General features: G+C 61.7%; 11 protein-coding genes and 1 pseudogene. 9 read left to right on the top strand and 3 right to left on the bottom strand.

All coding sequences use genetic code 11. The features are described 5' to 3' along the window. Positions 1 to 70: 70 nt before the first annotated feature. Positions 71 to 772: a FadR/GntR family transcriptional regulator gene (locus AACY44_RS16520; protein ID WP_339415936.1), complete on the top strand. Its 702-nt coding sequence runs from the start codon at positions 71 to 73 to the stop codon at positions 770 to 772. Between the two features lie 17 nt (positions 773 to 789). After that, entirely contained in the window at positions 790 to 1,482 is a 693-nt protein-coding gene (locus AACY44_RS16515; RefSeq protein WP_339530664.1) for a GntR family transcriptional regulator, read from the top strand. A gap of 101 nt (positions 1,483 to 1,583) precedes the next feature. Here AACY44_RS16515 and AACY44_RS16510 read toward each other — a convergent pair whose 3' ends face one another. After that, positions 1,584 to 6,452, bottom strand: a complete 4,869-nt coding sequence (locus AACY44_RS16510) for an NAD-glutamate dehydrogenase (protein WP_339427584.1) — start codon at positions 6,450 to 6,452, stop codon at positions 1,584 to 1,586. A gap of 488 nt (positions 6,453 to 6,940) precedes the next feature. Here AACY44_RS16510 and AACY44_RS16505 point away from each other — a divergent pair, with 488 nt between their 5' ends. From AACY44_RS16505 to AACY44_RS16475, 7 genes are all read left to right on the top strand, one after another. Continuing rightward, positions 6,941 to 7,294, top strand: coding sequence for a hypothetical protein (locus AACY44_RS16505; protein ID WP_339530662.1), 354 nt, complete (start codon positions 6,941 to 6,943; stop codon positions 7,292 to 7,294). A 207-nt stretch (positions 7,295 to 7,501) separates the two neighbouring features. Continuing rightward, positions 7,502 to 8,461, top strand: a complete 960-nt coding sequence (locus tag AACY44_RS16500) for an AAA family ATPase (RefSeq protein WP_003174327.1) — start codon at positions 7,502 to 7,504, stop codon at positions 8,459 to 8,461. 5 nt (positions 8,462 to 8,466) lie between these two features. After that, entirely contained in the window at positions 8,467 to 9,399 is a 933-nt protein-coding gene (locus AACY44_RS16495) for a DUF58 domain-containing protein (protein ID WP_339415932.1), read from the top strand. Beyond that, positions 9,396 to 9,890, top strand: coding sequence for a DUF4381 domain-containing protein (locus tag AACY44_RS16490; protein ID WP_339456823.1), 495 nt, complete (start codon positions 9,396 to 9,398; stop codon positions 9,888 to 9,890). Before AACY44_RS16495 ends, AACY44_RS16490 begins: the two co-directional genes overlap by 4 nt. Next, the gene (locus AACY44_RS16485; RefSeq protein WP_339415930.1) at positions 9,883 to 10,971 is read left to right on the top strand and encodes a vWA domain-containing protein; all 1,089 of its coding nucleotides are present in this window, start codon (positions 9,883 to 9,885) and stop codon (positions 10,969 to 10,971) included. The genes AACY44_RS16490 and AACY44_RS16485 overlap by 8 nt, the downstream gene beginning before the upstream one ends. Continuing rightward, entirely contained in the window at positions 10,968 to 12,707 is a 1,740-nt protein-coding gene (locus AACY44_RS16480) for a tetratricopeptide repeat protein (protein WP_339436587.1), read from the top strand. Before AACY44_RS16485 ends, AACY44_RS16480 begins: the two co-directional genes overlap by 4 nt. Then, positions 12,704 to 14,344: a BatD family protein gene (locus AACY44_RS16475; RefSeq protein ID WP_339436588.1), complete on the top strand. Its 1,641-nt coding sequence runs from the start codon at positions 12,704 to 12,706 to the stop codon at positions 14,342 to 14,344. The genes AACY44_RS16480 and AACY44_RS16475 overlap by 4 nt, the downstream gene beginning before the upstream one ends. 660 nt (positions 14,345 to 15,004) lie before the next feature. On the opposite strand, the pseudogene AACY44_RS16470 reads toward AACY44_RS16475, so the two are convergent. After that, positions 15,005 to 15,178: pseudogene (locus AACY44_RS16470) on the bottom strand (xylose operon transcription regulator XylR); the annotation flags it as partial. An 88-nt stretch (positions 15,179 to 15,266) separates the two neighbouring features. Beyond that, positions 15,267 to 15,656, bottom strand: coding sequence for a hypothetical protein (locus AACY44_RS16465; RefSeq protein WP_339415926.1), 390 nt, complete (start codon positions 15,654 to 15,656; stop codon positions 15,267 to 15,269). Positions 15,657 to 15,709 lie beyond the last annotated feature (53 nt).

Here is a 15,709-nt window from a genome sequence, read left to right as displayed (position 1 = left end):
ACAAGCCAGCGCCCACATTGGCTCAATGCCAGTTTAATTATTGTATTGGCAACTTAAAGGAGTGTACGACGTGATCAGCACCTCAACCGTCGTCAATTCAGTCGTAGAAAAACTCCGAGCCGCTCTGGCGCGGGGCCAGTGGCGCCGCGGCGAAATGCTCCCCGGCCAGCGCGAACTGGCCGAACAAATGGGCATCAGCCGCCCCAGCCTACGCGAAGCCGTGATCGTCCTGGAAACCCTTGGCCTGGTGCGCTCCATGCCCGGCAAAGGTGTGGTGGTGCTGGAAACCAGCGTCAGCGACGCGCACTCCAGCGACACCGTGGCCGACGCCAGCCTCGAAGACATCCTGCAACTGCGCTACACCCTCGAGCCGTTCATTGTCGGTCTGGTGGCCCAATCCATCAGCAGCAAAGAGGTCGGCCAATTGCGCCTGACCTTGATGGACATGCGCGAAGCCCTCGACGCCGGCGACGCCGAAGCTGGCATGAACGCCTACATCGGCTTCCATGAAGAACTGTTCGCCCTGACCTCCAACCCGATCTTCCAGAACGTGGTGCAACAAACCAGTAACGCCCTCAAGCAAAGCGCCCAAGTGCTGCGCAACTCGCCCGAGCACCTGGCGGAGCGCCTGCGGGAAAACGAAGCCGTGGTGCGCGCCATCCGCAACAAGAACAGCGCCCTGGCCAGTGCGGAAATGCGTCGGCACATCCTTCAGGAAGGTCTGCGCATGGGCATCCGTTTGAACATCCCGGACGACCATCTGGGCAGCTGACTTTCTGGAGACAGGCCATGACCGCTCACGCGCTGCAACGCGACCCTATCCTCCCTGCCCTGCGCCTGGTCGCTGGTAAAAAGCCTTCGGTGGACGACATCTACCCGCGCCTGTTCGACGCCATCCTCGAACAACGCATCGCCCCAGCCAGCCGTTTTACCGAAGAAGGCCTGGGCGAAATCTTTGGCGTGAGTCGCAGTGTGATTCGCCGGGTCCTGGCAAAACTGTCCCATCAGCAAGTAATCATCCTGCGGCCCAACCAACGGGCCCAGGTCGCCGCGCCGGACCCGCAGCAAACCCGGCAAATCCTTGAAGCACGGCGCCTGACTGAAATAACTGTGGTGCAACTGGCCTGCGCACACGCCACACCGCCCCAGGTGCGCCAGTTACGCGAGCTGATTGCCCGCGAGCGCGAGTGCATCGAGCGCGACCAGCGTGGACCGGCGATTCGGCTGTCGGGGGAATTTCATCTGCAATTGGCAGCGATGGCGCGCAATGCACCGCTGGCGCAGTTCCTTAACAGTTTGGTGCCGCTGACGTCGTTGATCATTGCCCAATACGAAGCAAAAGCCTGCACGTATTGCGCGTGGCAGGAGCATGCGGCGATTGTGGATGCGGTGGAGCACCGTGACTCAACCACTGCGGTGAACCTCATGATGCAGCACTTGGATCATCTGCAAAGCAAACTAGTAAAACACCACTGCACCTAAGTGAATGAAGATCAAAATGTGCCCTTCAGTGTTTGATAAATAGCGCTGCAACAAAAAGCCCCCGCATCTCACGATGTGGGGGCTTTTGTTTTACCGCTTGATCAAGCCGGTTGCAGCACCGGCTGACCACTCAACGCCAGGTCCAGCAACTCGCGGTTGGCCACGGCATACATGGCGTAGTCCGTACCCACAGCAGCACGAATCTCAACCATCATCGCCACCCAACGCTCGGCCATGTCCTTGTGCTGCTCAAGCCACAGGGCCACGCGGGCTTCCATGTCTTGTGGCGCGTCGGCCATTTGCAGGACGGAGATGGTGATTGCACGCTGCTGCCAGTCCACGTCATCGCGGAAGGCTTCGCGGGCCTGGGCCTGCCAGTTGTTGGCCACCGGCAGATCGCTGATCTGCTGCAGGTACCATGGCAAGTCCAGGGCGCTGCCAACGGCGAAGTAGGCCTTGGCCACTTCGGCGGCGTCATGCCCGGTGACGTCAGCGGCTTCGATGATCGGCAGCAAGGTGTACAGGTGAGCCGTGCCTGCAACCATGCGTGCCAACAGCTCAGGAACACCGGCTTCGGTGTAGGCCTGGTAACGGTTCTGCCAACCTTCACGGGTCGGGCCTTCCAGCAGTTCGTCGAGCTTGAGGCCCAACGCCGCCAGGTGCGGACCGAAGTGCGCGGTGTCACGGCCAGCGTCCTGCTCGTTGCGACGGCTGCGCAGGAACCAGCGCGTGGCGCGACGACCCAGGCGCATCAGCTCGTCCATCAGCTCCAGTTGCACGTCAGCCGACACCTGGTGGTCCAGGGCTTCGATCTGGCGGAACCAGTGCGGGAGATGGAAGATGTCACGCACGATCACGTAAGCGCCGGCTACGTTCGCCGGGGTCATGCCGGTCGACTCTTTGAGCCGTTGAACGAAGGTGATACCCATGTGGTTGACCAGATCGTTGGCGATCTGGGTGCTGACGATTTCGCGCTTGAGGCGGTGGCGGCGCATGGCCTCGCCGAACTTGGCGACCAGACTCGGTGGGAACGCGGTCTCCATGTCTCGGGTCAGGTAGTCGTCATCCGGTACGCGAGACTTGAGCAGCGCTTCCTTGAGGTCGATCTTGCTGTACGAGATCAGCACCGACAGTTCCGGACGGGTCAGGCCCTTGCCATTCGCGGCGCGCTCGACGAGCTGCTCCTCGGTCGGCAGGTACTCGATGGCGCGGTCCAGCTTGCCACGGCCTTCCAGGTCGCTCATCAGGCGCTTGTACTCGGCGGCACGCTCGTAGGCACGGCGCGCAGCCAGGGACAGGGCCTGGGTCTGCTTGTAGTTGTTGCCCAACACCAGGTTGCCGACTTCGTCGGTCATGCTCGCCAGCAACTGGTTGCGTTGCTTGTCGGTCATGTCACCGGCCTGCACCACTTCGTTGAGCAAGATCTTGATGTTCACTTCGTGGTCGGAGCAATCCACACCACCGGCGTTGTCGATGAAGTCGGTGTTGGAACCGCCGCCATTGAGGCCGAATTCCACACGACCCAGTTGGGTCATGCCGAGGTTACCGCCCTCGCCCACCACTTTGCAGCGCAGCTCGTTGCCATTGACGCGCAGTGCGTCGTTGGCTTTGTCGCCCACATCGGCGTGGCTTTCAGTGCTGGCCTTGACGTAGGTACCGATACCGCCGTTCCACAACAGGTCTACCGGCGCCTTGAGCAAGGCGTTCAGCAATTCGGTCGGGGTCAGCTTGTTGGCCGAGATGGCGAAGCGCTCTTTCATCTGTGGCGAGATGGCAATGCTCTTCGCGCTGCGCGAGAAGATACCGCCGCCTTCGGACATGATGCTGGTGTCGTAGTCGGTCCAGGCCGAACGCGGCAGCTCAAACAAGCGCTGGCGCTCAACGAAGCTGGTGGCCGGGTTCGGGTTTGGATCGATGAAGATATGCAGGTGGTTGAAGGCCGCGACCAGTTGCAGCTTGTCGGACATCAACAGGCCGTTACCAAACACGTCACCGGCCATGTCGCCGACGCCCACAACAGTGATGCTGTCTTCCTGCACATTGATGCCGCGCTCACGGAAGTGACGCTGCACACCGACCCACGCGCCCTTGGCGGTGATGCCCATTTTCTTGTGGTCGTAACCGGCGGAACCACCCGAGGCGAACGCGTCGCCCAGCCAGAAGCCGTAGTCGATGGCGATGCCGTTGGCGATGTCGGAGAAGGTCGCAGTGCCCTTGTCCGCAGCCACCACCAGGTACGGGTCATCGTTGTCATGGCGCACAACGTTGGCCGGCGGTACCAGGGCGCCGTCTTTCAGGTTGTCGGTGATGTCCAACAGGCCGGAAATGAAGATGCGGTAGCAGGCGATGCCTTCGGCCGCGATCTCGTCCCGGCTGCCGCCCAGTGGCAGGCGACGCGGCAGGAAGCCGCCCTTCGCCCCCACTGGCACGATGACCGAGTTCTTCACTTGCTGGGCTTTTACCAGGCCAAGCACTTCAGTACGGAAGTCTTCTTCACGGTCGGACCAGCGCAACCCGCCACGCGCCACGTTGCCGAAGCGCAGGTGCACACCCTCAACCCGTGGCGAGTACACGAAGATTTCAAACTTCGGCACTGGCTTAGGCAGCTCAGGAATCGCGTGCGGGTTGAACTTGAAGCTGAAGTACGACTTGTTCTGACCGTTGGCGTCGGCCTGGTAGAAGTTGGTACGCAGGGTGGCCTTGATCAGGTCCAGGTAGCGGCGCAGGATGCGGTCTTCGTTGAGCACCTGAACGTCGTCCAGGGCGCTGAGAATCGCTTGTTCCAGGCGTTGCTGCTTGTCTTCCAGGTCTTCGGCGGTGAGTTTGCGGGCCAGGTAGAAACGGGTCTTGAACAACCGGGTCAACTCGCGAGCGATGTCGGTGTGGTTGTTCAGGGTGCTGGCGATGTAACCCAGGTCAAAGCCCAGGCGGATCTGCTTCAGGTAACGGGCGTAGGCACGCAGCAAGGCCACGTCGCGCCAAGGCAGGCCAGCAGTCAGTACCAGGCGGTTGAACGCATCGTTCTCGGCGTCGCCATGCACGATGTGCACGAACGCGTCTTGCAGGGTGTCGTTGAGCTGCTGGATATCCAGGTTCACGCCTTCGGCGGCGATGAACGCGAAGTCATGGATCCAGAACTCACGACCACTGGCATGACGCAGGCGATACGGGAACTCACCCAGCACGCGAAGGCCGAGGTTTTCCAGGATCGGCAGCACGTCGGACAGCGCCAGCGGGGTGTCGGCATGGTAGAGCTTGCAATGCAGCTCGCGTTGGCCGGAGACCTGGCCCAGTGGCTGGTAGAAGCTCATCACCAGCGGGTTGGCTTCGGTCAGGCTGTTGAGGTGCTGCATGTCGACCACAGCCGAATGCGCAGCAAAACGCTCGCGGTAACCGGCGGGGAAGCCTTTCGGGAAGTCGGCCAGCACGTTGGTGCCTTGGGCTTCGCCGAAGCTTTCCACGACCAGGCTGGAGTAGTCGTCCTGCCAGCTGCGGCAGGCCTGCACCACTTCTTTTTCCAGTTGCAGCGTGTCGATGTCCAGGCGGTTCTTCGGGTCAACCCGCAGAATCAACTGCACGCGCGCCAGCACGGACTCGGAGAAGAAGGTCCAGAATTCGCAGTCCGAGGCCTTCAGGCGATCCATCAGCACTTGCTGGATTTTCTGGCGCACTTCGGTGGAATAGACGTCGCGCGGCACGTAGGCCAGGCAGTAGCAGAAACGACCGTACGGGTCTTTGCGCAGGAACACACGGATCTTGTTGCGTTCCTGGATCTGCACGATCGACATCACGGTGCTGAACAGCTCGTCGACCGGAGTCTGGAACAGGTCATCACGCGGCAGCACCTCAACGACTTGAGCAAGCTCCTTGCCCAGGTGAGCCTTGGGCTGGAAGCCGGAACGGCGTTCGATTTCCGCGACCTTGCGGCGGATGTACGGGATCACCCGCACGCTTTCGCCATACACCGAGGAAGTGTACAGGCCCATGAAACGGTGTTCCTTGATGACCTTGCCGTCGGCGCTGATCTCACGGATCGACACGTAGTCCGGATACGCCGGGCGGTGCACGCGGCTCGGGTGCGCAGCCTTGGCGAACGACAGCACGGTCGGCTCACGCAGGTACGCCACGGCATAGTCTTCGATGCGCAGGTCGTCGGCGGTAAGGCCGGCGCGCAGCAGTTTGGTCAGACCGAGGAAGGAATCGGCGTCATATTCGATATGACCGCCATCCGCCTCGTCACGTACCACAAACTCTTCATAACCGAGGAAGGTGAAGTGGTTGCCCACCAGCCATTCCAGGAAGTTCTTGATCTCGGCTTTTTCTTCGCCGTCGATGCTGAACTGGCTGGCGTCGATACCGGCCAGCAGGTCCTGGACCTTGGCTTTCATCGGTTCGAAATCAGCCACGGCCACGCGCACTTCGCCGAGCACCTGCTCAAGCTCTTTGCTCAGCACGCTCAGTTCGGCGGCGTTGGCGCAGCGGTCAATTTCCAGGTACATCAGCGATTCTTGCTGGATGCCTTCGCCCTGGGTGCCTTTCGGCAGGATTTCCAGCAACTCGCCCTTGGCACCACGACGTACGCTGAGCACGGTAGTTTGCAGGGTGTGGATGCTGTAGCCACGGCGGTTCAGTTCGGTGCGGACCGAGTCCACCAGGAACGGCAGGTCATGGTGCAGCACTTCGACCGCGGTGTGGGTCGACTGCCAGCCATGACGTTCATAATCGGGGTTGTAGACACGCACCTGCGGCTGGGTGTGGTCAAAGCGCTCAAGCAGACGCCACGCAGAGAGGGTGCAGCCGGCCAGGTCGGAAAGGCGACGCTGGGTCAGTTCGTCCAGGGAAATGATGCCGAAGAATTGTTCAGCAAACAGCGCCACTTGTGGCAGTGCCTGTTCACTGATGTGCTGGGCCAGTGCCGCTTGCAGTTGATGCTGGAAGTCGGCCTTGCTGGCTGCGGTGAAGAACGCCATCTGTGGTACTCCGCTTGGGCTTGTTATTGATGGAAGCGTCGCGTGTTATCCCCTTGGGGGACCGTCAGCTCTGTTCGCTGGGAATTCTGGAAACACCATAAACGAATCAGAGTGACAGGTGGGTGAAGCTGGACAAGACAATCAGGTCACATACAACTTCCATAAGATGCGCACCTTGCCGGGTGACGGTACGACGGGCAGGTCAGGCGCCTGGCGGGTGCACATCCGTTGCGCAGCTTAACGAGTGTAGGAAGACAGCTGCTTGCGACGCTGCGACATATTCGGTCATCGGTAAGCAGGCTTGGGGTTGCGACTTGGGCAACCCGGATTTCCAGGTAGAAAAACCGACGCTTTTCAATCCCCCGAGTACCAGAAGTGACTGATTCAGCCGGCCAGGTCATGCACGGGATCTGACACTGGATGCAGCACAAAATTCGTCGCAATGGCACAATTGCCCCCATCACGCCCTACCCCAGACAGGATTCCCCATGCTGCAACTGAAAACCGAGGCCCTGATGGTCACCCCGTGCGACGACGAAGAAGACAACATGGCCATGCTCTGCTGCCACGGCAAAAACGGCGAGATGTTCATGCTCACCCGTTATCCCGATGAAGATGAGGTGGAACTAACCTGGGACTACGCGCCGTCGACCCTGGATGGGTTGAAGGTCACGCTGAGTGAGACGACCGTGCTGGTAGAACTCGCCGCCGGCGATGCCGACGCGTTGGGTGGCAAGGATCAGTTGCAGATCACCCATGCCACGGCCGTGTCGGACATGGCCGAAGTTGAAGAAACCCTGCAGAACATCCTCAAGGGCACCGGTACCTTCTCCCGGACTTAAGTCACTGTTTAGTGAGCGGGCTTGCCCCGCTCACTAAACACCCGGTCCAGCCCTCATTCCTCGCGGACACACAAAAATCCTACAAGTTTTGCCAAAAATACCCGTTACGTCGTTAGTCGCCTGCCCCCTCGATGGATTAAAGTAAGCCCCCCAAGCCCGGCGGTTTTTACTCGACGCCTGCGCTCATCTCTCCAGGAACCGTCATCGATGGAACATCGTGAAGCGCTGCTTGCGCTGCGAACTTTTCTTTCTACGCAGATTCTCGGCCAGGAAAAACTCATCGATCGCTTGCTGATCGCCTTGCTCGCTGACGGCCATATGCTGGTAGAAGGCGCGCCGGGCCTGGCCAAGACCAAGGCCATCAAAGAGCTGGCCGAAGGCATAGAGGCGCAGTTCCATCGAATCCAGTTCACCCCCGACCTGTTGCCCGCCGACATCACCGGCACCGAGATCTATCGCCCGGAAACCGGCAGTTTCGTGTTCCAACAGGGGCCGATCTTCCACAACCTGGTGCTGGCCGACGAAATCAACCGCGCGCCGGCCAAGGTGCAATCGGCGTTGCTGGAAGCCATGGCCGAGCGCCAGGTCAGCGTGGGACGCAGCACCTACGACCTGTCGCCGCTGTTCCTGGTCATGGCCACGCAAAACCCCATCGAGCAGGAAGGTACCTACCCGCTGCCCGAAGCCCAGCTCGACCGGTTCCTGATGCACGTCAAGATCGGCTTCCCCGACGCCGCCGTCGAGCGGCGCATCCTGCAACAGGCGCGTGGCGAAGCCCTGAACGGCGAAACCAAGCCTGAGCGCCGCGTCAGCCAACAGGCGATCTTCGCCGCACGCAAGGAAATCCTCGGCTTGTACATGGCTGATGCGGTAGAGGAATACCTGGTGCAACTGGTGATGGCCACGCGCACCCCGGCCAAGTTCGACCCGGAGATGGCCGAGTGGATCGCCTATGGCGCCAGCCCACGCGGTTCCATCGCCCTCGACCGCTGCGCCCGCGCCCATGCCTGGCTGGCCGGTCGCGACTTCGTCAGCCCAGAAGATATCCAGGCGGTGCTGTTCGACGTGCTGCGCCATCGCATCATTCTGTCGTTCGAGGCCGAAGCCGCCGGCATTGACCAGGACCGCGTGGTGCAACGCATTCTTGACGTCGTTGCCGTGGCTTGAAACCCATGAACACCAGCGATGGAATCCGCGTCACGCTCAGCGAATTGATCGAGATGCGCCACCGTGTGCGCGAAGTGCAGCTGTTTTCCACGCCGAGCCAGCGCAGCCCGCTGATCGGCCTGCATCACTCCAGGCTGCGCGGGCGCGGTGTCGACTTCGACCAGGTGCGCGTGTACCAGGCCGGCGACGATGTGCGCACCATCGACTGGCGCGTGACCGCGCGCACCCAGGAACCGCACACCAAGCTGTTCCACGAAGAGCGCGAGCGACCGATTTTCATCATTGTGGAGCAAAGCTGCCGGCTGTTTTTCGGCTCAGGGCAGATGTTCAAATCGGTGCTGGCGGCCCAGGCGGCCAGCCTGATCGGCTGGGCGGCGCTGGGGCACAACGACCGCGTGGGCGGGTTGGTATTCGGCGATAGCGAGCACTACGAAATCAAACCGCGCCGCAGCAAACAAAGTCTGCTGCAACTGCTTAACCGGTTGGTGCGCGTCAACCAGAGCCTGAACACCGAAAGCCGCCCCGAGGCTGACGCACTGGGCATGGCCCTGCGCCGTGGCCGCGAAGTGTTGCGCCCAGGCAGCCTGGTGATTGTGATCTGCGATGAACGCGCGCTCACCGAAGGTGCCGAGCAGCAATTGAGCCTGTTGTCACGGCACTGCGACCTGCTGCTGTTGCCCATCTCCGACCCGCTGGACCACGCCCTGCCCGCTGCCGGGCTGCTTCGTTTCGCAGAACGCGGTGCCCAGCTGGAACTGGATACGCTCAACGTCGATTTGCGCCAGGCCTACAAGGCCCAAGCCGAAGCGCGCATCGCCCGCTGGGAACTGCTCGCCCAGAAGCTGCGCATCTTGTTGATGCCCTTGAGCACCCAGAGCGAAATGGTCGAGCAACTGCGCGAGTACCTCAACCCGCAGCGTCCGGTTAAAAAACAATGAGCAGCCTTGACCAACTGCAACCGCTGATCGCCCCGCCAGCCGTCGGCTTTTGGCCACCTGCGCCGGGCTGGTGGTTGTTGCTGCTGCTGATTCCACTGCTCGGCTGGGGGCTTTGGTCACTGCGACGCTTCCTGCCAACGCGTCGCCCCATCGCCCGCGCCGAGCAACCGCTGGACCCATTGCGCATCGCCGCCCTCGCGGAACTGGCGCGGATGCCCAAACCCTACGACGGGGCCCCGGCCGGCGCGTGGTTGCAGCAACTCAACGGCCTGCTCAAACGCCTGTGCCGCAACGACTATCCCTACAGCCAGAGCCATACCCTCAACGGCCGAAAATGGCTGGCCTTCCTCGACAACCGCTGTCCCGCCGCTGGCCTCACACGCTGGATGGTGTTGGTGGAAGGCGCCTACAAACCCGAATGCAAACTCGACGACAAGGCCATCGCCGGCCTGACCCAAGCGGTCGACACCTGGATTCGCAAACATGTTTGAGTTCGCCTGGCCGTGGATCTTCGCCCTGTTGCCCTTGCCCTGGTTGATGCGGCTTGTGTTGCCGGCAGCCGACAGCGGTGAGCCGGCGTTGAAAGTTAGCTACCTCAGCGACCTTGAGGGCCTCGCTCGCCGCCGCGCCCGCGTCAACCTGCCCGGCTGGCGCCAGCAAGGGCCCTTTGTGGTGCTGTGGCTGCTGCTGTTAACCGCCGCCGCCCGCCCAGAATGGCTTGGCGAGCCGCTGCCGATTGCCGCCAGTGGCCGCGACCTTCTGGTGGCGGTGGACGTGTCCGGCTCCATGGACTTTCCCGATATGAACTGGCAAGACGAGGACGTCAGCCGCTTGAGCCTGGTCAAACACTTGCTCGGCGACTTTCTTGAAGGCCGTGAAGGTGACCGCGTCGGCCTGATCCTGTTCGGCAGCCAGGCCTACCTGCAAGCACCGCTGACCTTTGACCGCCGCACCGTGCGCACCTGGCTGGATGAAGCGCGCATCGGCATTGCCGGCAAGAACACCGCGATTGGCGATGCCATTGGCCTGGCCTTGAAACGCCTGCGTCAGCGCCCGGCGCAGAGCCGTGTACTGATCCTGGTCACCGACGGCGCCAACAACGCCGGGCAGATCGACCCACTGACCGCCGCGCGCCTCGCCGCTGAAGAAGGCGTGAAGATCTATCCGATCGGTATCGGCGCCGACCCGGAACAAACCGGCTCCCTGGGCATCCTCGGCGTCAACCCGAGCCTGGACCTCGACGAACCGGCACTCAAGGCCATCGCCGAGGCCACGGGCGGTCAGTACTTCCGCGCCCGTGATGGCGAAGAGCTGCAAGCGATCAAGGCAACGCTCGACACGCTCGAGCCCGTTGAGCAGCAACCCACCCAGGCACGCCCGGCCCTGGCCCTGTACAGCGCGCCGCTGGCCTTGGCGTTGGTGCTGAGCATGTTGCTGGTGATCCAGGAACGCTGGCCGAACAACGCCTTGCATCGGTGGCTCACCAAATTGTCGAGCAAGGGGATTTTCCTGCAACAGCACCCGGAATGGCGCCAGCGCCTCACACGCCTGCGCTTGCGGAGGCGTCGATGATCGACCTGTGGCCACACTGGTTCCGCCCTTGGTCGCTGTTGCTCCTGCCATTGCTCGGCTGGTTGCTATGGCACCTGTGGCATCGGCAAAAGCGCGCCGGGCGTTGGCAGATGATCCTGCCGCCGGCCTTCCACGCCGTGTTGCTCAGTGGTGGCAACGGGCGCGAAAGCAAATCGCCATGGGTGGTGCTCGGCGTTGCCTGGCTCTTGGCCGTACTGGCGCTGCTTGGGCCCAGTTGGCAAAGGGTTGAGCAGTCCAGCCAGAAACCCTCCGATCCTTTGGTGGTGCTGCTGGAACTGACCCCGGAAATGCTCGCCACCGACAGCCCGCCCAACCGCCTGGAACAGGCGCGGCGCAAGCTGTATGACCTGTTGCAGGCACGCACCGATGCGCAGACCGCCATCGTCGTTTACGCCGGCAGCGCCCACACCCTGGTGCCGCTGTCAGACGACCTGGGCACCAGCCGCAACCTGCTCGAAGCCCTGCGCCCGTCAATCATGCCGGAGCCCGGCCACCGCGCCGACCTGGCAGTCGAGAAAGCCCTGGGCCTGCTCAAACAAGGCGGCCTCGGCCAGGGGCGTCTGTTGCTGATCGGCTCGTCGCTGTCCAAACAGGAACGCCAGGGCATTCGGCTGCTGCTGCAAAGTAGCCAGGCGCCGACCCTGTCGATCCTCGGTATCGGCAGCCGGGAAGGCACCCCGGTGACCCAGGAAAGTGGCGAGTTCCTCAAGGACGAACACGGCGCGATCCTGGTGCCACGTCTGGACAGCCCGACGCTCAAGGCGTTCGCCAGCGAAATGGGCGGCCGCTACCGCGCCGCCCGCCTGGACGACAAAGACCTGCGCCAACTCGGTGTACTGGACCCGCCACACACCTTGCGCAACGACGCTCAACGGCTGCACCTCGATACCTGGGCCGACCAGGGTTACTGGCTGCTCCTGCCGCTGTTGCTACTCGCTGCCTGCGCCGGTCGGCGTGGCTGGTTGTTCTGCCTGCCCCTGCTGCTGTTGAGCGCGCCACAACCCAGCTATGCCTTCGGCTTGCAGGACCTGTGGCTGCGTCCCGACCAGCAAGGCCAATACCTGCTGAAGCAGAAACGCCCCGCCGAAGCCGCCGAACACTTCGAAGACCCTCAGTGGCAGGGCGTAGCGCTCTACGAAGCCGGCAACTATGCCGAGGCCATCAAGCGTTTCGCCGAGAGCAATGACGCCTACGCCCACTACAATCGGGGTAACGCCCTGGCCAAGTCCGGTGAGCTGGAGGCCGCCATCGACGCCTACGAACAGGCCCTTGAAGCACAACCCGACTTGCAACCGGCCCTGAAAAACAAAGCGCTGGTGGAAACCCTGATGCAGGAAAAAGAGCAGCCCGAACCCGATAAGCCAGCCAATAACGAGGATGACGAAACCACCCAACCCGGCCAAACTGCGCAACCGGGTGCGAGTGGGCAAAGCACCATGGGTGGCGAGCAGTCATCCCAAGGCCAGGGGAAAGCCGGCACCGGCGACACACAGGCCGGTAATACGCCGCACACCGCAGGCAATGAAGTGCCGGGCAGCGAATTGGGCGACGAACAAACCACTACCCCGCCGCTGCTTCCTGCCGACGCCAGCCTCGACGGTGAACGTCGCCAGGCCCTGGAGCAATGGCTACGGGAGATCCCGGACAACCCCGGCGAACTGCTGCGCCGCAAATTCTGGTACGAACAGCAACAACATCAGGACAAGACTCGATGAGCCGTCGCACCACCCTACTGTTCCTGCTCGCACTCTCGGCAGGCCACGCCCAGGCGGCGAGCCTGACTGCCAGCGTCGACCGCAGCCGCCTCAATTCCGGGGAAACGGTGGAGCTCACGGTAGAGTCCAGCGATGTAACGCAGTTCGGCAAACCCGACCTGTCGCCGCTGGATGCGCAGTTCGAAGTCAGCGGTACGCGGCAGATCAACCAACTCACCACGCTGGGCGGCGATAACCACGCCACCACGCGATGGATCATCACGCTGCTGCCCAAGGAAAACGGCACGGTGCTCATCCCGCCCCTGCAAGTAGGCGAGTACAAGACCCAGCCGATCAGCCTGCAAGTGATAGAAACCGCTAGCCAGAACACAGCCGCCGAACTGGCCCCGGTGTTTGTCGAGGCCAATCTTGACCAGACCAGTGTCTACGTCCAGGCCCAGGCACTGTTGACCGTGCGGGTGTACCACTCGGTGTCGCTGTATGACGACAGCAGCCTCACACCGTTGCAGATTGCCGACGCACGCGTCGAACAATTGGGCGAGTCACGCACCTACGAGAAGGTGATCAACAGCATTCGCCACGGCGTGATCGAAACCCGCTACGCGATTTACCCGCAGCACAGCGGCACGTTGGCAATTGCGGCGCAGACGTTCAGCGCCACGCTGGTTGAGTCGCGCCCGCCGCAAGAGAACACACTGCAAGGCACCAAACCCGGCAAGCTGATCCACGTCAGCTCGGCGCAGCTGCCGCTGGTGGTCAAGCCCAAGCCGGCGCTGTATCCCGCCGATACGCCCTGGCTACCGGCGCGCAGCCTGACCCTGAGCGAAAACTGGAACCCGGAGCCCGAGCATGTCCAGGTCGGCGACTCGCTGACTCGCAGCCTCACGGTCAAGGCCGAAGGCCTGTCCAGCGCGCAACTGCCGGCCCTGCCTAGCACCGAGATCAACGGCCTGCGCCGCTACCCGGACCAACCGGTGCTCGGCAACCAGACCAACGACCGCGGCCTGATCGGCAGCCGCGAAGACCGTGAAGCCCTGGTGCCCAACCGCGCAGGTGCACTGGAACTGCCTGCCGTTGAAGTGGTGTGGTGGAACACCCACGAAGATCACCTTGAGCGCACCAGCCTGCCGGCCCGCACCCTGCAAGTGGCGATCAACCCTAGCCTGGTGGTCGACACTCCCGCCACGCCCACCGTCATCACCGCCCCCGATGACAACCACCTGTGGCTGTGGCAACTCAGCAGCCTGCTCCTTGCCTGCACCACCTTGCTGGGCTTTGGCTTGTGGTGGCGCGCACGCCGACAGCCCGCCGTACTGCGCGCCGCACAAACCGGCCCGAGCCCGCGCACCCTGCTCGACGACCTCAAGCGCGCCACCCAGGCCAACGACCCCCACGCCACCCGCCAGGCCCTCGACGCCTGGGCACGGCAACAGCCGGAAACCCTGGCAGACATGGCCGCGCGGTTTGTGCCGCTGTCGGACGCGTTGGACGGCTTGAACGGCGCGCTGTACAGCGAGGGCGGCCATTATTGGCTGGGTGAAGACCTGTGGCGTGCGATCAAAGCCATCCCCGTGGCCGAACGCGAGCAAGACCCGGCCACCGACACCACCAGCTTGCCGCCGCTCTACCCCAAATAACCCACCACAAAACCCTGTGGGAGCGGGCGTGCCCGCGATGGCGGTGTAACAGTTGGCAGATGTGTTGGCTGATACTCAGCCATCGCAGGCAAGCCAGCTCTCACAGGGTTAGGCTGCGTTTAGTGCAGCCGGGGCACGTCCGCTCGATCTACCTGAACGCCAACAAAATCGCTACACCTGCCATCCAAAGGAAACAAGTCGACATGAGCATCATCTTGATGATCAGATGCCTTCTCAGACGCGGAGGAAAACTGGCAAGATCCACCGGGTCTATCTCTCCAATAATGAGCGAAGCCCTCGGCCACACTACCATTCCAGCAATTTTAAATATCTCCAGGAGCGACCAAATCACCCCGCGTTTTCCCAGGCTTGGCCCCAGAGATAAATGTAATGGCTATTTTTCAGAGCCTCCTTGTGTAGTGGCTTTAAGGTGGCACCGACTCAGGTACAGACTGTATGCGATACCAGCCATGCCGAGCAGGCCCGGTACACCTCCAACAATCCAGAAAGCCAACCAGGAGGTTCAAAAATCTCCCGATGTCATGGCAGTGTTTTCTCGTACAACATTTCTCCGCTGACTTCGCCGACCTTCCCACCGATAGTCGTACCCGCCCAGGCGCCAGCTCCTACTAAAGCAGCAGCACATACGACCCCGCCTATACCTGTAGACATATAACTCGCGAACGCACCACCTGCCGCACCGCCAATCAGCGGGTCATCGAAGTCAGCAATGATCCCATCGCCCTGCCAGCGCTCGATACCGCGCAGGCGGCAGAGGATGTCTTCTTCCAGGAATAGGTCCCAGGATGCACGGGTGCTGCTCAGGTATTTGCCTCGGCACAGCCATCGGGAACCCAATGATGGGTCAGGGGCATGGGTGGAAAGTGCCGAGAGCTTTCAAGTTAAAAATTTCACCGCAGAACTACCTGAACTCCAGCAGAACAACCCCGATCAACATCCAAATGAAGGCGATGATCATCGTTTTCAGATTAAGGGTAATTCGTAGCTTTAAGTGAGGTGGGAAATTTTCAAGATCGGTTGGGTCCAGCTCTCCATTAATGAGAGAAGCTTTTGGCCACAGTAGCATTCCCGAGATTTTACCCATCTCTAAGAGTGACCAAATCAAGCCTCGTTTTCCAAGGCTTGGCCCCCAGATATAGATATAACGGCTGTGCTTTAAGGCCTCCTTTATGGCGTCCATGTGACGATGAGTCAGGTACAGGCTGTATGTAAGTGTCAAAGCTGCAAGCAACATTGGCCCCCCTAGAAAAGAGATCGCGATCCAGAGAGGCCAAGTGTCGATACTGCTCATGGTTGATTTACTTGGTAGAGTTTTTCTCCAATAGCTTCACCCGCCATCCCCCC

Source organism: Pseudomonas sp. RA_15y_Pfl1_P11, from assembly GCF_963970975.1.
In the GTDB taxonomy this organism is placed as follows: Bacteria; Pseudomonadota; Gammaproteobacteria; order Pseudomonadales; family Pseudomonadaceae; genus Aquipseudomonas; species Aquipseudomonas tritici.
Note: the sequence above shows the minus strand (reverse complement) of the source record. Positions and strands in the feature narration are given on the sequence as shown.